Genomic DNA, 18768 nt, shown 5'->3' with positions numbered 1-18768 from the left:
TCGCCGGTGGTCACTTCCCCGCCCGCTCCTTCGCCAGCCCCTCGCGGCGCAGCCGGACGGCCTGGCCGACGTAGTCGAGTCCGGTGCCGACGGTCAGCAGCACCGCGATGCCCATCAGGACGGCCCGCGCGGTGGCGAGCCAGCCGGTCAGCTCCAGCACGTACATGCCGACCGCGATGCCCTGGGTGAGGGTCTTGAGCTTGCCGCCCCGGCTGGCCGGGATGACGGCGAAGCGGATCACCCAGAAGCGCATCAGGGTGATGCCGAGCTCGCGGAAGAGGATGACCGCGGTGATCCACCAGGGCAGGTCGCCGAGGATCGAGAGGCCGATCAGCGCGGCCCCCATGATCGCCTTGTCGGCGATCGGGTCGGCGATCTTGCCGAAGTCGGTGATCAGGCCCTTGCGCCGGGCCAGCTCGCCGTCGAACAGGTCGGTGATCATCGCGATGGCGAAGGCCGCCCAGGCGACCGAGCGCCACTTGGGGTTGTGTCCGCCGTCGGCGAAGAGCAGCGCCACGAAGACCGGGACCAGCAGCAGCCGGACCATGGTCAGGACGTTGGCGATGTTCCAGACCCCCGGCGGCGGTGGCGGCGCGGCCGCCGTGGGCCGCGTCGCCGCGGGGGCCCCTGGCCCCTTGGTCATGCTCCGTCCTCCGCACCGTCGGCGAGGATCTCGGCCACCAGGTCGACGCCCTCGGTACCGACCACGCGGGCCCGGTAGAAGCGGCCGATCTCGGCGTCCTCGATCCCGAGCAGGGTGGTCAGGCCGTCGGTCTCCGGCGCCTGGTGGGCGGCCCGGCCCTCGACGACGCCGTCCTCGACCGACTCGACCAGGACCAGCACCTCGCTGCCGATCCGCTGCTCGGCGCGCTGGGCGGTGAGCTCCTCGGCGAGCCGGGAGAGCCGGGCCAGCCGCTGGTCGACCACGTCCTGGTCGAGCTTGCCGTCGTAGCCGGCCGCCTCGGTGCCCTCCTCGTCGGAGTAGCCGAAGACGCCGATGGCGTCGAGCCCGGCGTGGGTGATGAACCGTTCCAGCTCGGCGAAGTCCTCCTCGGTCTCGCCGGGGAAGCCGACGATGAAGTTGGACCGGGCGCCGGCCTCCGGGGCCTTGTCGCGGATGGTGCCCAGCAGCTCCAGGAACTGGTCGGTGCTGCCGAAGCGGCGCATCCGGCGCAGCACGGCCGGGGCCGAGTGCTGGAAGGACAGGTCGAAGTAGGGCACGACCTTGTCGGTGCCGGTCATCGCGTCGATCAGACCGGGCCGCATCTCGGCGGGCTGCAGGTAGCTGACCCGCACCCGCTCGACGCCCTCGATCGCGGCGATCTCGCCGAGCAGGGTCTCCAGCAGGCGGATGTCGCCGAGGTCCTTGCCGTACGAGGTGTTGTTCTCGCTGACCAGGACGATCTCGCGGACGCCCTGGCCGGCCAGCCAGACCGCCTCGTTGAGCACGTCGCTGGGGCGGCGGGAGATGAAGGAGCCGCGGAAGGCCGGGATGGCGCAGAAGGAGCAGCGGCGGTCGCAGCCGGAGGCGAGCTTCACCGAGGCGACCGGGGCGTCGTCCAGGCGCTTGCGCAGGGTGCGCGGGCCGGAGGCGGGGGCGAGGCCGTCGGGGAGGTCCTCGGGAGCGCCGTGGCCGGGCAGGGCGACCTCGGCGGCCGCGGCCTGCCGCTCGACCGGGGTGAGTGGGAGCAGCTTGCGGCGGTCGCGCGGGGTGTGCGCCTCGACGTGGCCGCCGGACAGGATGGTCTGCAGGCGGGTGGAGATGTCGGCGTAGTCGTCGAAGCCGAGCACGCCGTCGGCCTCGGGGAGGGCGTCGGCGAGTTCCTTGCCGTAGCGCTCGGCCATGCAGCCGACGGCGACGACGGCCTGGGTGCGGCCGTGTCCCTTGAGGTCGTTGGCTTCGAGGAGGGCGTCGACGGAGTCCTTCTTGGCGGCCTCGACGAACCCGCAGGTGTTGACGACGGCGACGTCGGCCTCACTGGCGTCGTCCACCAGCTTCCAGCCGTCGGCCTCCAGTCGCCCGGCGAGTTCCTCGGAGTCGACCTCGTTGCGAGCGCATCCGAGCGTGACCAGGGCGACAGTGCGGGTTTCAGGCATGACGCCAAGATTAACGCGCGACCCCCGGTGCCGTTCCCCCCGGAGGCCACACGCCTTGATCACATCTCGGTGATCAGCCGGCCTGCGGGTCGCCCGGGGTGTACGTCAGGTGCACGACCTGGCCATCCTGACCGGCGGGCCCGAGGTCCTTGCCGTTGACGTACACGTGGACGGCCCCGGCGTTGCCGATCACCAGGTTGATCTTCTTGGGATCGGTGAAGGTCTGGTCCTGGCCCTCCTCGAGGTTGTTCGAGAAGAGCGACTTGCCGTTACCGTCCTTGGCAGTGACCCAGCTCTTGTCCTTCTCGGCGACCAGCTTCACGGTCACCTTGTCGGCCGGGGCGGCGGCGATCGGGGCCAGGCTGGGGGCGGGCGCCGGGGGCTGGGCGGTGGCGGTGGAGGGGGCCGAGGCGCCGCTGGGCAGCGGAGCACTGGCGGCGCCGGGGGTGTGGTCGGTGGTGGAGCCGCTGCCGAACAGGTTGAAGCCGATCAGCGCGACCACCGCGACGATGGCGGCGACCATGGCGCCGGTCCAGTTCGGGCGGCGGTGGTCGGTGACCTTGATCGGGCCGGTGTCCAGCAGCTGGGTGGCCCGGCGCGGGCCCGGGGCGCCACCGTGGGCGGCGTCGTAGCGGGCGACCAGGGCGTCCCCGTCCACGCCGACGGCGCGGGCGATCAGCCGGATGTGGCCGCGGGCGTAGAAGTCGCCGCCGCAGCGGTCGAAGTCGTCGTCCTCCACCGCGTGGACGATCGGCACCCGGATCCGGGTCGCGGTGCTGACCTGATCGACGGTCAGTCCGGCCTCGATCCGCGCCGCCGCCAGCACCCGGCCGATGCTCGGCCCGGCGTCGGCCGGCCGTTCGACCACGCCCGACTGCTCCGCGGCCTGATCGGGCACGGCGGCGGAGGGCGCGGAGGAGGTGTGGGAGTCGCGGCGGGGGGACTTGCCGATGGTCACGGGGCGTGCCTTTCGAGCGTTGGCCACCTGCTGAGAAGACAGTCTAGGGGTGGTGGCGGAACGTTTCTCAACCGGTATGGCCCGAACGAGCGGGCCCGGTTGGGGAGATCTGACGGGTGGTCATCACATTCCTCCGAACGAGTGAGACCACCCGCAGGTCACCCCCGCAGCGTGAGCAGTACCGCGTCCAGTTCGTCCGGCTTGATCAGCACGTCACGGGCCTTCGATCCCTCGCTCGGGCCGACGATCCCGCGCGATTCCATCAGGTCCATCAGACGGCCGGCCTTCGCGAATCCGACCCGCAGCTTGCGCTGCAGCATCGAGGTGGAGCCGAACTGGGTGGAGACCACCAGCTCGGCCGCCTGGATCAGCAGGTCGAGGTCGTCGCCGATCTCCTCGTCGATCTCCTTCTTCGGCCCGCCGCCGACCACCACGTCCTCGCGGTAGCGGGCGGCCAGCTGGTCCTTGCAGTGCTGGACCACCCTGGCGATCTCCGCCTCGGTGACGAACGCGCCCTGCATGCGGACCGGCTTGGAGGCGCCCATCGGCAGGAAGAGCGCGTCGCCCTTGCCGATCAGCTTCTCCGCGCCGGGCTGGTCCAGGATGACCCGGGAGTCGGCCATCGCCGAGGTGGCGAAGGCCAGCCGGGACGGCACGTTGGCCTTGATCAGGCCGGTGACCACGTCCACCGAGGGCCGCTGGGTGGCCAGCACCAGGTGGATGCCGGCCGCACGGGCGAGCTGGGTGATCCGGACCACCGAGTCCTCGACGTCGCGCGGGGCGACCATCATCAGGTCGGCCAGCTCGTCCACGATCACCAGCAGGTACGGGTACGGCGTCAGCTCGCGCTCGCTGCCCAGCGGCGGCTTGACGGTGCCGGCCCGGACCGCGGCGTTGAAGTCGTCGACGTGCCGGAAGCCGAAGGCCGCCAGGTCGTCGTAGCGCATGTCCATCTCGCGCACCACCCACTGGAGGGCCTCGGCGGCCTTCTTCGGGTTGGTGATGATCGGTGTGATCAGGTGCGGGATGCCCTCGTACGCGGTCAGCTCGACCCGCTTGGGGTCGACCAGCACCATCCGCACCTCGTCCGGGGTGGCCCGGACCAGGACCGAGGTGATCAGGCAGTTGATACAGGAGGACTTGCCCGCGCCGGTGGCGCCGGCGACCAGCACGTGCGGCATCTTGGCGAGGTTGGCCATCACGGTGTGGCCCTCGACGTCCTTGCCCATGCCGACCACCATCGGGTGGCTGTCCTCGGCGGCGGTGCGCGAGCGCAGCAGGTCGCCGAGGGTGACCATCTCGCGGTCCCGGTTGGGGATCTCCACGCCGACCGCGGACTTGCCGGGGATCGGCGAGATGATCCGCACGTCGGGGGTGGCCACCGCGTACGCGATGTTCTTGGCCAGGGCGGTGATCCGCTCGACCTTCACGGCTGGGCCGAGCTCGACCTCGTAGCGGGTGACCGTCGGGCCGCGGGTGAAGCCGGTGACCCGGGCGTCCACCTTGAACTCGGCGAACACGCCAGTCAGCTGGGCGACCACCTCGTCGTTGAGCTGGGAGCGGGCTTTGGCGGGCGCGCCGCGCTCCAGCAGGTCCAGCGCGGGCAGCGCGTAGGTGATGTCGCCGGCGAGCTGCAGCTGCTCCATCCGGACCGGGGCCTCGCCGTGGCCCTCGGGGGCCTCGGAGGCGCGCGCGGCCGGTACGGCGCCGCCGGCCGGGCCGCTGTCCCACGGCTCCTCCGGCGGGGCGGTGTTGTCCTTGACCTGGTTCAGCATGCTCGCCACCGCCGGGGAGCCGGGCACGCCCCAGGTGAGCGCGCCGTCCAGGTCGGCGGCGACGCCGGCCGCCAGGTCACGGGTCTGGTACGGGTCCTTGTCGAAGGAGACCGGCTCGGCGGCTGGCTCCTCGCCCTTGCGGCGGCGGCGCTTGCGGCGGGCGGAGAGCTCGTCGTCCCCGATGGTGATCGGCAGGGCGTCCGGGTCGGCGTCCTCCGGCGGCGCGGTGGAGTACGCGCGCTCGTCGGCCGACTCGCCGTCCGGACCGTCGGCGGGCAGCGGCTCGACCACCCCGAGCCGCACCCCGAGCTGCTGGAGCCGCTCCGGGATGCGATTGACCGGGGTGGCGGTGACCACCAGCAGGCCGAAGAAGGCGAGCAGCAGCAGCAGCGGCACCGCCAGCGGCGGCCCCGCGGCCGCCATCATCGGCGTGGAGGCGGCCCAGCCGAGGATGCCGCCGGCCTGCCGGATCCGGGTCGCCCCGCTGGACATCGCGGGCGCGCCGCAGCCGATGTGGACCAGCCCGAGGATGCCGACCACCAGGGTGGTCAGGCCGATCGCGATCCGGCCGTTGGCCTCCGGCGGGCCGGGGTGGCGCATCAGCTTGACCGCGGTGCCGCCGAGCACGAGCGGCACCAGCACGTCGAGGCGGCCGAACAGTCCGGAGACCACATTGGTGGCCGCCTCGCCCAGCCAGCCCTGCGGGCCGAACCAGGTGCCCGCCGCGGTGACCAGGGCCAGCGCCAGCAGCAGCAGCGCCACGCCGTCCTTGCGGTGCGCCGGGTCGAGGTTCTTGGCGCCGTGCCCGAAGCCGCGGAAGACCGCGCCGATCGAGTGCGCGATGCCCAGCCAGACCGCACGGACGGCGCGGAAGAGTATCGGACGCGGCGGCGGAGGCGGCGGGGGCGCCGCCTTCTTCGCGGCCGCCCGCTTGGCGGGCGGCTTGGGCGCCGCGGCCTTCTTGGCCGGCGCCTTCTTGGCCGGCCCGGGCTTGGGGTTGCGTGGCGCGGCGCCGGGCGTACGTGTGGCCATGGGTCAGCAGCCTACCGGGGGTGTCGAGCCCGATCGGCGCGCCCGACCGGAATGGCCGGGGCGTGTCGCGACACCCCGTCACCCCGCCCCGCCGTCACCCGATCGTGTGAGAGTGACGCGCGCTCAGTTCGAACCCGGACGGAGCGCCTCCAGCGCCCGGCGCAGACCGGCGAGCTTGCGCTCCAGATGGGCCGCGGTCGCCGCCGCGGCGGGCTCGGGCGAGCCCTCCAGCTGCTTGGTGAGCGCCTCGGCCTGCTCCTCGACCGACGCCAGCCGGGCCGACAGCTCGCTCAGCAGCGGCGCGCCGAGCGCCGCCTGTCCGTCCGACTCCACCTGCAGGCGCAGCAGCGCGGCCTGCTCCTTGAGCTGGCAGTTCTTCATGTAGAGGTCGACGAAGACGGAGACCTTGGCGCGCAGCACCCACGGGTCGAAGGGCTTGGAGATGTAGTCGACCGCACCGGCCGCGTAGCCGCGGAAGGTGTGGTGCGGCCCGTGGTTGATCGCGGTGAGGAAGATGATCGGGATGTCCCGGGTGCGCTCGCGGCGCTTGATGTGCGCGGCCGTCTCGAACCCGTCCATGCCGGGCATCTGGACGTCCAGGAGGATCACCGCGAAGTCGTCGGTGAGCAGCGCCTTGAGCGCCTCCTCCCCGGACGAGGCGCGGACCAGCGTCTGGTCGAGCGCGGAGAGGATCGCCTCCAGCGCGAGGAGGTTCTCCGGCCGGTCGTCGACCAGAAGGATCTTCGCCTTCTGCACCAGGACCCGACCTCCTGCCGGTTGTTTTCCGAGGGACGGCACGCGCGTGCCGCCCATCACTGCCCCGGTCATGCTAGCCGTACCCCCTTGCCCGCCACAGGCCCAGTGCGACCCGTCACCGTTCGGTCACTGTTCGCAACGATTGGGTGACCCTACCGGGTTCCCGGCCGGGCCCGCCAGTGACGGCGTGCCCGGGCCCGTGGCGGCTACTGGACCGAGAGCCACTGGCGCATGACCGCCAGCAGGTGGTCCGGGTCGACCGGCTTGGTGACGTGGTCGGTCGCGCCCGCCTGGAGGCTCTTCTCCCGGTCGCCCTTCATCGCCTTGGCGGTCAGCGCGATGATCGGCAGCCCGGCGAACTGGGGCATCCGGCGGATCGCCTCGGTGGTCGCGTAGCCGTCCATCTCCGGCATCATGATGTCCATCAGCACCAGGGCCACGTCCTCGTGCTGCTCCAGCACCTCGATGCCCTCGCGGCCGTTCTCCGCGTACAGCACGGTCAGGCCGTACTGCTCCAGCACGCTGGTCAGGGCGAAGACGTTGCGGATGTCGTCGTCGACGATCAGCACCCGCTCCCCGTCGAAGCGGCCGTGGAACTGCGGCAGGGCGGCCTGCTGGGCCGGCGCCGACTCGGCCGGCTGGCGCGGCACGCCGCCCTCCTCGGCGGGCGCGGCCGGGGCCTGCTCCGCGGCCCGCACCGCACGCCGGCGCTCGGCCGCGTCCCGACGGCGCTCCTCGGCCAGCTCGCGCACCTCCTGCGCCCAGTGCTGGGCCGGGTTCTCCCCGAGCGGGACGGGCGTGCCGGCCGAGGTCGCCGCGATCGCGGCCCGCGCGGGGGCCCGCTCTCCGGCCGGTCCGTCCGGGCCCTCGCTGCGCAGCGGCAGGTACAGGGTGAAGGTCGAGCCGCTGTTCAGCTCGCTCTCCACGTGGATCTCGCCGTCCAGCAGGCGGGCGATCTCCCGACTGATCGACAGGCCGAGGCCGGTGCCGCCGTACTTGCGGCTGGTGCCGCCGTCCGCCTGCTTGAAGGCCTCGAAGATCTCCCGCAGCTTGTTGCCGGGGATGCCGATGCCGGTGTCGGAGACCGAGAAGGCGATCAGCGGCTCGTCCGGGCCGGCGATCGACTCGGACTCCAGCAGCTGCTCGCGGACGTGCTGCGGCACGTCGCCGTTGGCCGCGCGGCGGATCATCAGCTCCACCGCGCCGCTGTCGGTGAACTTCACCGCGTTGGAGAGCAGGTTGCGCAGCACCTGCTGGAGGCGCTGCTCGTCGGTGTGCAGGGTGACCGGCAGGTCCGGGGAGACCCGGACCGCGAAGTCCAGGTTCTTGTCCGCAGTGAGCGGCCGGAACGCCGCCTCGACGTAGTCGACCAGCTGGACCAGGGCGATCTTGGCCGGGCGGACGTCCATCTTGCCCGCCTCCACCTTGGACAGGTCGAGGATGTCGTTGATCAGCTGCAGCAGGTCCGAGCCGGCGCCGTGGATGGTCTCGGCGAACTCGACCTGCTTGGCCGACAGGTTGCCCTCGTTGTTGTCGGAGAGCAGCTTGGCCAGGATCAGCAGCGAGTTGAGCGGGGTGCGCAGCTCGTGCGACATGTTGGCGAGGAACTCGCTCTTGTAGCGCGAGGCCAGCGCGAGCTGCTCGGCGCGCTCCTCCAGGATCTGCCGCGCCTCCTCGATCTCGCTGTTCTTGATCTCGATGTCACGATTCTGCTGGGCGAGCTGCTCGGCCTTCTCCTGCAGCTCCTCGTTGGTGCGCTCCAGCTCCTCCTGACGGGCCTCCAACTCGGCCGACCGCATCGAGAGTTCGGCGGTCAGGCGCTGCGACTCCAGGAGCAGCCCCTCGGTCTTGGTGTTGACCGAGATGGTGTTCACGGTGACGCCGATCTGGTCGGCGATCTGGTTGAGGAAGTCCAGTGCGACGGCGGTGAACGAGGAGAAGGTGGCCAGCTCGATCACGCCGAGCAGCCGGCCCTCGAACAGCACCGGCAGCACCACGACGTGCGAGGGCGCGGACTCGCCCAGGCCCGAGGCGATCTTCAGGTAGCCGGGCGGGGTCTCCTTCAGCAGGATCGGCCGCTTCTCCACCGCGGCCTGGCCGATCAGGCCCTCGCCGAGCCGGAAGGTGGTCGGCATGGTGCGCCGGTTGTAGCCGTAGCTGCCGATCAGCCGCATCACCACGTCGTTCTCGTCGTCGTCCTCGGTGACCAGCTCGGCGGTCCGGCCGGCCGGCTGGGCGAGGAAGAACGCGCCGTGCTGGGCGGAGACCACCGGGGTGAGCTCGCTCATGATCAGCGAGGCGACCGCGGACAGGTCGCGGCGGCCCTGCAGCAGACCGGACATCCGGGCCAGGTTGGTCTTCAGCCAGTCCTGTTCCTTGTTGGCCCGGGTGGTCTCGCGCAGGTTGGCGACCATCTGGTTGATGTTGTCCTTGAGCTCGGCCAGCTCGCCGGACGCCTCCACGTTGATCCGGGGCGACAGGTCGCCGCGGGTCACCGCGGTCGCCACCTGCGCCATCGCGCGCACCTGCCGGGTCAGGTTGTTGGCCAGCTCGTTCACCGACTCGGTGAGGTCCTGCCAGGTGCCGGCGACCCCGGCCACCCGGGCCTGGCCGCCGAGGCGTCCGTCGGTGCCCACCTCGCGGGCGACGCGGGTCACCTCGTCACCGAAGCCGCCGAGCTGGTCGACCATGGTGTTGATGCTGGTCTTGAGCTCCAGGATCTCGCCCCGGGCGTCGACGTCGATCTTCTGCGAGAGGTCGCCGCGGGCCACCGCCGTGATGACCAGGGCGATGTTGCGGACCTGGCCGGTCAGGTTGTTGGCCATCAGGTTGACGTTGTCGGTGAGGTCCTTCCAGATGCCGGCCACGCCCGGCACCGACGCCTGGCCGCCCAGGGTGCCGTCGGTACCCACCTCGCGGGCCACCCGGGTCACCTCGACGGCGAACGCCGACAGCTGGTCGACCATCGTGTTCAGGGTGCCGGCCAGCTCCAGGATCTCGCCCTGCGCCTCGATGGTGATCTTCTTGGACAGGTCGCCGCGGGCCACCGCGGTGGCCACCTCGGCGATGTTGCGGACCTGGCTGGTCAGGTTGGACGCCATGAAGTTGACGTTGTCGGTCAGGTCCCGCCAGATGCCCGAGACGCCGCTCACCCGGGCCTGGCCGCCGAGGATGCCCTCGGTGCCCACCTCGCGGGCCACCCGGGTCACCTCGTCCGCGAACGCCGACAGCTGGTCGACCATGGTGTTCACGGTGGTGACCAGCTCGCGGATCTCGCCCTTGGCGTCGACGGTGATCTTCTTGGAGACGTCGCCGCGCGCCACCGCCGTGGTCACCTCGGCGATGTTGCGCACCTGACTGGTCAGGTTGTTGGCCATCAGGTTGACGCTGTTGGTCAGGTCCTTCCAGGTGCCGGAGACGCCGGGCACGCTCGCCTGACCGCCCAGGATGCCCTCGGTGCCCACGTCCCGGGCCACCCGGGTCACCTCGTCCGCGAACGAGGACAGCTGGTCGACCATCGTGTTGATGGTGTTCTTGAGTTCCAGGATCTCGCCGCGGGCGTCCACCTGGATCTTCTGCGACAGGTCGCCCTTGGCCACCGCCGTGGTCACCTGGGCGATGTTGCGCACCTGGCTGGTGAGGTTGTTCGCCATCGAGTTGACGTTCTCGGTCAGGTCCTTCCAGACCCCCGCCACGCCCGGCACCTGCGCCTGGCCGCCCAGGATGCCCTCGGTGCCCACCGCGCGCGCCACCCGGGTCACCTGCTCGGCGAAGCCCGACAGCTGGTCCACCATCGTGTTGATGGTGTTCTTCAGCTCCTGGATCTCACCGCGCGCGTCGACCTCGATCTTCCGCGACAGGTCGCCCTTGGCCACCGCCGTGGTCACCTCGGCGATGTTGCGCACCTGCGCCGTCAGGTTGTTGGCCATGAAGTTCACCGAGTCGGTGAGGTCGCGCCACACGCCGGCCACGCCCGGCACCTGCGCCTGACCGCCCAGCCGTCCCTCGGTGCCCACGTCGCGGGCCACCCGGGTCACCTGCGCCGCGAAGGAGTTCAGCTGGTCCACCATCGTGTTGACGGTGTTCTTCAGCTCCAGCATCTCGCCGGCCACGTCGACCGTGACCTTGCGCGACAGGTCGCCCTTGGCCACCGCCGTGGTCACCTCGGCGATGTTGCGCACCTGCGCCGTCAGCCGCCCGGCCATGGTGTTGACCGAGTCCGCCAGGTCCTTCCAACTGCCCGACACGCTGCGGACCCTGGCCTGGCCGCCGAGCTTGCCCTCGGTACCCACCTCGATCGCCACCCGGGTCACCTCGTCGGTGAACTCCGAGAGCTGGTCGACCAGCCCGTTCACCGTCCGGCCGACCTTCAGGAACTCGCCGCGCAGCGGGTAGCTCGCCCCCGAGGTGTGGACCGAGCGCAGCTCCATCCGCTGGTCCAGGTCGCCCTCGGCGATCGAGGTGAGCACCCGGCCCACTTCCGCCATCGGACGGGCCAGATCGTCGATCAGCGCATTGCAGTTGTCGACCGCCGCCATCCAGGCGCCCTCGCCGACACCGGTCTCCAGCCGCTCCGACAGCCGGCCCTCCCGGCCCACCGCCCGCCGCACCCGGGCCAGCTCACCGGTCAGGTGCTGGTTGCGCTCGGCGACCTCGTTGAACACCGCGGCGATCTCCGCCAGCAGGCCGTCCCCGGGAAACGTCAGCCGGCGACGGAAGTTGCCGTCGCGCATCGCCGTCAACGCCGCCAGCAGCTTGCGCAGCTCGGCGGGCTCGGCGCCCCGGACCGCACCCTGCCGCCGCCCGGCGGCACCGCGCGACGGCGGAACCGACCGGCTGCCGCGCACCGCGGCCGGAGTCGTACCGGTAACGTCCTTGGTGGCCGAACTCAACAGGGCCCTCCCAGATCATGGCTGTTCAGTACCGCTCGGGAGCGGGCGGACGGCCGCCCGAGGAACCGCCGCCGCCCTCGACCGTACTGCGCCGACCGACGACTGCGGACCCCCCAGTCTGTCAGTAGCCGCCCCGGGTGTCCGGCCGGTTGCACAGGGTTCTCACGGGGGATGGGCAAAACGGTGAACAGAATCACCCTCCGGTGCCTGTTTCGGCGCCCGGACTCCGCGGGGTACCCAGTGGAAAGTAGGGTGGACCGCTGCACCGGGACCGGACGGCGCCACCCGCCCCGCCCCCGGCACAGCCGGACCAGAGAAGAGGAGACGTGGCCGTGGTCACCGCGCGCGCAGCCGCCACCTTCGAACCGGTCGGCCGATCGGCCGCCGCCGCGCGCGGCTTCGTGCGCGACGCGCTGCTCGGCTGGGGCCTGCCCGAAGTGGTCGACGACGCGGTCGTCCTGGTCAGCGAACTGGTCACCAACGCCGTGGTGCACGCCGGCACCGCCGCCGAGGTCGCCTGCCTGCGCGAGGACACCGCCGTCCGCATCGAGGTCACCGACCGCCACCCCGAACGCGGCCTGCCCTCCCTCGCCAACCTCCCCGCGTCCTCCTCCGACCACTTCGCCGACCCCGACGGCGAGGGCGGCCGCGGCCTGCTGATGTGCTCCGCCCTGGCGAGCCGCTGGGGCGTCGAGTACGCCGCCGGCCGCAAAACCGTCTGGTTCCGCCTCGACCTGCCCGAGCAGCAGGCCGGCACCCGCTACGCCCTGCCCAGCCTGCCCGGCGGCGAACTCCCCGGCACCGACGGCCCGGTACGCGTCGCCGTCGTCCAACTCGACGAGGACGGCCGGATCCGCACCTGGAACGCCGACGCCGAAGCCCTCCTGCACCACCGCGCCGACACCGTCCTCGGCCGCCCCTGGTCCGAGTACGCGGCCTGGCCCCAGTCCCCCGGTGCCGGCCTCGGCCTGGGCGACACCCTCCGGCTGGCCCGCTGGGAGGGCGGCTACGCCGTCCGCACCGCCGGGGACACCCTCACCGACGTGTACGGGCTGCACGTCCGCCTGCGCGACACCGACGGCACCCCCACCGTCCTGTGCCTGCTCGTCCGCGCCCAGGACCGCGCCGTGCTGCGCTCCCCCGCCACCGCGGCCGACACCCATACCGCCCTCGAACCCCTCGACCTGCTGGTCGGCGCCGTCGCCCCCGACACCACCGACGACCTCGCCGGACTCCTCCAGCGGATCGTCGAACGCGCCCGCGACCTGCTCGACGCCGACGCCGCCTACCTCCTGCTCACCAGCGAGGACGAGAGCGAGTTCGAGGTCCGCGCCACCACCGGACTGCCCATCTCCGGACAGCGCTTCGGCCGCCTGCCCATCGACGCCGGCGGCGGCCGCTTCGACACCTCCCGCCTGCCCACCGTCCACGAGGACCTCTCCGTCCGCCGCGGCGTCGCCCCGCTGCTCAGCGGCACCGGACTGCGCTCCCTCATCACCGTCCCGCTCAAGGTCGACGGCCGCCTCACCGGCTCGCTCGGCGTCGCCGCCACCACCCCCGGCCGCTACGACAACGAGGACGCCCTGCGCCTCCAGTTCGGCGCCGACCGGATCGCCCTCGCCCTGGAGAGCGCCCGCCTCAGCGAACTCGAACGGCTGCGCCGCGGCTCGCTCTCCTTCCTGGTCGAGGCCTCCGACCTGCTCGCCGGCACCCTCGAACACGAGCAGACCCTCGCCCTGATGGCCCAGATGGCCGTCCCCACCCTGGCCAGCTGGTGCGCCGTCTACACCACCGGCGAACCCGGCACCGCCGGCGCCAACGCCGCCGAACTCGCCTTCCTGCTCCACGAGGACGAGGACCGCATCGACCCGCTGCGCGCCGTCCTCGACAAGACCCCGGCCCCCGACGCCGGCCGCGGCCCCGGCGTCCGCTTCTGGAAGGCCCCCACCGAGACCGCCCGGTCCCTCGGCCTCACCGACAGCCCCGAACTGGCCGGCCTGCTCGGTGAAACCGTCGTCCTGCCGCTCTCCGCCCGCAACCGCGTCATCGGCCTGCTGGTCCTCGGCCTCGCCGGCGGCATGCGCTTCCGCCAGGAGATCCTCGAACTCGGCGAGGACCTCTCCCGCCGCGCCGCCCTGGCCCTCGACAACTCCCGCCTCTACAGCGAGCGCACCGCCACCAGCCAGGCCTTCCAACGCGCCCTGCTGCCGCCCGAGTTGCCCAAGATCCCGGGCGTCGAGGTGGAGGTCTTCTACCAGGCCGCCGGCGAGGGCAACGAGGTCGGCGGCGACTTCTACGACCTCTTCCCCATCCGCGAGGGCACCTACGGCTTCGCCATCGGCGACGTCTGCGGCACCGGCCCCGAAGCCGCCTCCGTCACCGGCCTCGCCCGCAACTCCCTGCGCCTGCTCGCCCGCGAAGGCCTCAACGCCCCGCAGGTCCTCAGCCGGCTCAACGCCGCCATCCTCGACGAGGGCAGCCGTGCCCGCTTCCTCACCCTGCTCTACGGCGAGCTGACCCCCCGCCCGGACGGATCCACCGCCCTCTCCCTGGTCTGCGCCGGCCACCCGCTGCCGCTGCGCCTGCGCACCGACGGCCAGGTCGACCAGGCCGCCTCGCCGCAGCCCCTGCTCGGCGTCATGGACGAACTCGAACTCACCGCCGAGGAATTGGTCCTCAGCCCGGGCGAGGTCCTGCTCTGCGTCACCGACGGGGTCACCGAACGGCGGGACGGCCGACGGATGCTGGGCGACGAGGGCCTCGCCGACGTCCTCACCGGATGCACCGGACTGACCGCCGGCGCGGTCGCCGCCCGCGTCCACCGGGCGGTGGAACGCTTCGCTCCCGAGCCGCCTTCTGACGACATGGCGATCCTCACGTTGCGCATCCCGACCCAACGGCGACCGTAAGTGTCCGATCCGGTTATCTGACGGATACCCAAATTGTGAGATTCACAAGGGTACAAGCCGTCCTGTCCGGGTACACCCACATCACCGGGGATTCCACCTCGGAGGGGACACTCGACCAGCACTGACCAGCTGGTTCACACTTCGCCGCAGCCGACCGCACTCCTTCGCCGGTGCGCCCACGGCCCGGCCTGCGCACCCACACCTCACTCACCAGTGACCGCGCCATGCCCTGGCGCAGAGTGAAAGGAGCCTCCGGTGAGCAACGACGCTTCCGGGGCGAACGCCCGATCCGCTGACGCGGGTCCGCTCGGTAACCTGGCCCTCGGTCTCACCCTCCTCGCCTACGGCCTGCTCGGCACCGGCCTGCTGAGCGGCACCGCATCCGGCGGCGCCGCCTCGCTCGCCCACCTGGTCGGCGGCGCGACTCTGTTCATCGCCGGTCTCTGGCAGTTCTGGAACGGCGACCGCTTCGGCGGCACCGCCTTTACCAGCCTCGGCGCCTTCTGGGTCGTCTGGGCCGGCGCCGGCGCGGTCGACAAGAACACCGCCGGCCTGTTCCTGCTGGTCTGGGCCCTGCTCGCCCTCACCCTGACCGCCGCCTCCTGGGGCGACGGCATGCTCGGCCGCGCCGTCTACGGCCTGCTGACCGTCTCCCTGCTGCTCAGCGCGATCGGCACCTTCAACGGCAGCAGCGGCCTCGGCAAGGTCTCCGCCTGGGTCGCCACCGCCGCCGGCCTCGCCGCCTGGTACTCGGCCACCGCCGCCCTCACCGGCGGACGCTGGGGCCGGCTGGCGCTGCCGGTCAAGTAGCCCCGGCACGCACCGTCGCCGGAACCCTCGGGCCGAGCCTCACCCCCACGGGGCTCGGCCCTTCCGCATGCCTTCCTGCATCTGCCCGGTCGTAGAAAATCCGGTGCGGCCCGCCGCGCGCGGCCCCACCATGAGGCCATGCGGCAGCGGCGGTCACCCCAGGAGAAGAAACGGCTCAGCTACCTCAAGGACCGCCGCAACGACTACGGCGAGAACCAGCAGAGCTCCCGCCGGAACATCCCCCGAAACCGCCGTGCCGCCCACCACGAACTCCGCCGGGCGGAGTCCCTGGCGCTGCAGCGCCTCCGCTCGTACGGGCCCACCGCCGACGACGCCGACCCGCGAATCCGTTTCGGCCGTCGCAGGACCGGCCGCTGGCGGAAGTCCCCGGACGCCACGCTCGCCATCGTGGTCGCGTACCGGCTGGAACGCCGGGCGCGCCTGGGCATCGACCGCCCGGAGCGGAGCCGCGAACGGCTCGACCGCGTCCGCCGCCACCTGCCGCCGTCCGCGCGCTAGCGCCCCGCGCTGCTCCGCTCCTGCCGGGCCTCGCTCGGCGAGGAACCCGTGTGGAGCGGCAGGGCGTGATGGCGCCAGCCCGACGCCGCCTGCTGCACCAGGTAGACCACCAGCAGAATCCCGATCGCCACCAGGCCGTCCGCCCAGAAGTGGTTCGCGGTCACCACCACGACCACCACCGTCACCAGCGGATGCAGCACCACCAGCCACCGCCACGGCGACCGTGCCACCCCGATCACCGCCACCGCGACGATCACGCACCACGCCACGTGCACCGACGGCATCGCCGACAACTGGTCCGGCACCACCCCCGCGACCGGCCCGCCCGCGTACACCGACTGCCCGTACTGCACCGCCAGGTCGACGAACCCGTTCCCCGGCAGCATCCGGGGCGGCGCCACCGGGATGAACTGGATCAGCAGACACGCCGCCGTGGTCAGCACCACGGTCGTCCGCACCCACGCGTACCGCGCCCGATGCCGCAGGAACAGCCACAGCAGCACCACCAGCATCACGCCGAAGTGCATCGTCGCGTAGTAGTAGTTCGCCGCCTCCACCAGCCACGGGTGCGGCACCACCGCCCGCTGCCAGGACACCTCGTCCGGCAGCCCGAACTTCAGCTCGGTCCGGTGGATCCACTCGGCTCGGTCCAGCGCGTGGTCCGTGCTCATCAGGGAGAGATGCCCCACCAGCTGCCACAGCGTGAACAGCGCCAGCAGCGTACCTGCCTCCCGCAGCACCGCGGACGCCAGCTCCCGCCGGCCCGCCGCCCCCACCGCCCGCACGCGCCTGACCGCGAACGCCGCGCCGTACAGCGCGGCCGAGGCACCGGCCGAAGCCTGCCAGGTCAGGGTGAGGTTCTGCATTGGCGCAGAGTACCCGGTGGGGGGCGCGATGAGAACGACCGTCTCGCGAGCGATCCTGCCCGGAAATGCGAAAAGCCCCTCCCGGATCTCCCCGGGAGGGGCTATTTCTGAAGAATTGTTCGGCGGCGTCCTACTCTCCCACAGGGTCCCCCCTGCAGTACCATCGGCGCTGTGAGGCTTAGCTTCCGGGTTCGGAATGTAACCGGGCGTTTCCCTCACGCTATGACCACCGAAACACTATGAAACTGTCGACCCGCCGGCAGGGCGGTCGTTGTTTCAGAACAACACAGTGGACGCGAGCAACTGAGGACAAGCCCTCGGCCTATTAGTACCGGTCAACTCCACCCCTCACGAGGCTTCCATATCCGGCCTATCAACCCAGTCGTCTACTGGGAGCCTTACCCTCTCAAGGAGGTGGGAGTGCTCATCTCGAAGCAGGCTTCCCGCTTAGATGCTTTCAGCGGTTATCCCTCCCGAACGTAGCCAACCAGCCATGCCCTTGGCAGAACAACTGGCACACCAGAGGTTCGTCCGTCCCGGTCCTCTCGTACTAGGGACAGCCCTTCTCAACACTCCTACGCGCACAGCGGATAGGGACCGAACTGTCTCACGACGTTCTAAACCCAGCTCGCGTACCGCTTTAATGGGCGAACAGCCCAACCCTTGGGACCTACTCCAGCCCCAGGATGCGACGAGCCGACATCGAGGTGCCAAACCATCCCGTCGATATGGACTCTTGGGGAAGATCAGCCTGTTATCCCCGGGGTACCTTTTATCCGTTGAGCGACGGCGCTTCCACAAGCCACCGCCGGATCACTAGTCCCTACTTTCGTACCTGCTCGACCCGTCAGTCTCACAGTCAAGCTCCCTTGTGCACTTACACTCAACACCTGATTGCCAACCAGGCTGAGGGAACCTTTGGGCGCCTCCGTTACTCTTTAGGAGGCAACCGCCCCAGTTAAACTACCCACCAGACACTGTCCCTGATCCGGATCACGGACCCAGGTTAGACATCCAGCACGACCAGAGTGGTATTTCAACGTCGACTCCACGACAACTGGCGTTGCCGCTTCACAGTCTCCCACCTATCCTACACAAGCCGAACCGAACACCAATATCAAGCTATAGTAAAGGTCCCGGGGTCTTTCCGTCCTGCTGCGCGAAACGAGCATCTTTACTCGTAATGCAATTTCACCGGGCCTGTGGTTGAGACAGTCGAGAAGTCGTTACGCCATTCGTGCAGGTCGGAACTTACCCGACAAGGAATTTCGCTACCTTAGGATGGTTATAGTTACCACCGCCGTTTACTGGCGCTTAAGTTCTCAGCTTCGCCTAGTCGAAACTAGACTAACCGGTCCCCTTAACGTTCCAGCACCGGGCAGGCGTCAGTCCGTATACATCGCCTTACGGCTTCGCACGGACCTGTGTTTTTAGTAAACAGTCGCTTCTCGCTGGTCTCTGCGGCCACCACCAGCTCGGGGAGCAAGTCCCGTCACCAGCAATGGCCCCCCTTCTCCCGAAGTTACGGGGGCATTTTGCCGAGTTCCTTAACCACAGTTCACCCGAACGCCTCGGTATTCTCTACCTGACCACCTGAGTCGGTTTGGGGTACGGGCCGCCATGAAACTCGCTAGAGGCTTTTCTCGACAGCATAGGATCATCCACTTCACCACAATCGGCTCGGCATCAGGTCTCAGACTATGTGAACGGCGGATTTGCCTACCGTTCGTCCTACACCCTTACCCCGGGACTACCACCGCCCGGGCTGGACTACCTTCCTGCGTCACCCCATCGCTCACCTAATACCCCGTCGGGCCACCGGCTCCACCACGTCCCTTTGTCCGAAGACTCCGGGCCGGCTTCACGGGCTTAGCATCAGAGGGTTCAGCGTTGGCGCTTCAAAGCGGGTACGGGAATATCAACCCGTTGTCCATCGACTACGCCTGTCGGCCTCGCCTTAGGTCCCGACTTACCCTGGGCAGATCAGCTTGACCCAGGAACCCTTGGTCAATCGGCGCAAGAGTTTCCCACTCTTGTATCGCTACTCATGCCTGCATTCTCACTCGTGAACCGTCCACAACTCGATTCCTCGGCTGCTTCACCCGGCACACGACGCTCCCCTACCCATCACAGCGGGCGTTGGCCCTATTGCTG

10 protein-coding genes and 2 rRNA genes (1 of these 12 only partly in view) are annotated in these 18768 nt (G+C 70.4%); 3 read left to right on the top strand and 9 right to left on the bottom strand.

Annotated features, from left to right (window positions below):
* Nucleotides 1-10: 10 nt before the first annotated feature.
* The 6 genes from pgsA to FHR36_RS04590 all read right to left on the bottom strand — a co-directional run bounded on the left by pgsA (nucleotide 11) and on the right by FHR36_RS04590 (nucleotide 11510).
* Complete coding sequence (pgsA, locus tag FHR36_RS04615) at nucleotides 11-643, bottom strand: CDP-diacylglycerol--glycerol-3-phosphate 3-phosphatidyltransferase (protein WP_253793952.1); 633 nt, start codon at nucleotides 641-643, stop codon at nucleotides 11-13.
* A complete protein-coding gene (gene rimO, locus FHR36_RS04610) occupies nucleotides 640-2097 on the bottom strand; it encodes a 30S ribosomal protein S12 methylthiotransferase RimO (protein ID WP_253793951.1) in 1458 nt (485 codons plus the stop codon). Before rimO ends, pgsA begins: the two co-directional genes overlap by 4 nt.
* Before the next feature lie 73 nt (nucleotides 2098-2170).
* A complete protein-coding gene (locus tag FHR36_RS04605; protein ID WP_407660782.1) occupies nucleotides 2171-3055 on the bottom strand; it encodes a helix-turn-helix domain-containing protein in 885 nt (294 codons plus the stop codon).
* A gap of 158 nt (nucleotides 3056-3213) precedes the next feature.
* Entirely contained in the window at nucleotides 3214-5862 is a 2649-nt protein-coding gene (locus tag FHR36_RS04600; protein ID WP_253793950.1) for a DNA translocase FtsK, read from the bottom strand.
* Between the two features lie 123 nt (nucleotides 5863-5985).
* On the bottom strand, nucleotides 5986-6621 hold the full coding sequence (locus FHR36_RS04595) for a response regulator (RefSeq protein ID WP_253794734.1): 636 nt from the start codon (nucleotides 6619-6621) through the stop codon (nucleotides 5986-5988).
* A gap of 203 nt (nucleotides 6622-6824) precedes the next feature.
* Nucleotides 6825-11510 (bottom strand): HAMP domain-containing protein, encoded by a 4686-nt coding sequence (locus FHR36_RS04590; protein WP_456077702.1) that lies wholly within the window; start codon nucleotides 11508-11510, stop codon nucleotides 6825-6827.
* A 332-nt stretch (nucleotides 11511-11842) separates the two neighbouring features.
* On the opposite strand from FHR36_RS04590, the gene FHR36_RS04585 reads away from it, so the two are divergent.
* The 3 genes from FHR36_RS04585 (at nucleotide 11843) to FHR36_RS04575 (ending at nucleotide 15748) form a co-directional block, all read left to right on the top strand.
* Nucleotides 11843-14419, top strand: coding sequence for a SpoIIE family protein phosphatase (locus tag FHR36_RS04585; RefSeq protein WP_253793949.1), 2577 nt, complete (start codon nucleotides 11843-11845; stop codon nucleotides 14417-14419).
* 255 nt (nucleotides 14420-14674) lie between these two features.
* On the top strand, nucleotides 14675-15229 hold the full coding sequence (locus FHR36_RS04580; RefSeq protein WP_253793947.1) for an acetate uptake transporter: 555 nt from the start codon (nucleotides 14675-14677) through the stop codon (nucleotides 15227-15229).
* Between the two features lie 138 nt (nucleotides 15230-15367).
* Nucleotides 15368-15748 carry a hypothetical protein gene (locus FHR36_RS04575; protein ID WP_253793945.1) on the top strand — a complete coding sequence of 127 codons (381 nt, stop codon included), beginning with the start codon at nucleotides 15368-15370 and terminating at the stop codon, nucleotides 15746-15748.
* Here the strand turns inward: FHR36_RS04575 and FHR36_RS04570 are convergent.
* The 3 genes from FHR36_RS04570 to FHR36_RS04560 all read right to left on the bottom strand — a co-directional run.
* A complete protein-coding gene (locus tag FHR36_RS04570; protein ID WP_253793943.1) occupies nucleotides 15745-16614 on the bottom strand; it encodes a phosphatase PAP2 family protein in 870 nt (289 codons plus the stop codon). The two genes, FHR36_RS04575 and FHR36_RS04570, sit on opposite strands and share 4 nt — an antisense overlap.
* A gap of 117 nt (nucleotides 16615-16731) precedes the next feature.
* Nucleotides 16732-16848: ribosomal RNA gene (rrf, locus tag FHR36_RS04565) — 5S ribosomal RNA — on the bottom strand.
* Nucleotides 16849-16919: 71 nt separating this feature from the next.
* Nucleotides 16920-18768 (bottom strand): 23S ribosomal RNA (locus FHR36_RS04560); it runs 1259 nt beyond the window's last position.

The sequence above is a fragment of the Kitasatospora cinereorecta genome (assembly GCF_024172095.1).
GTDB lineage: Bacteria > Actinomycetota > Actinomycetes > Streptomycetales > Streptomycetaceae > Kitasatospora > Kitasatospora cinereorecta.
This window is presented reverse-complemented; position numbering and strand designations above follow the sequence as displayed.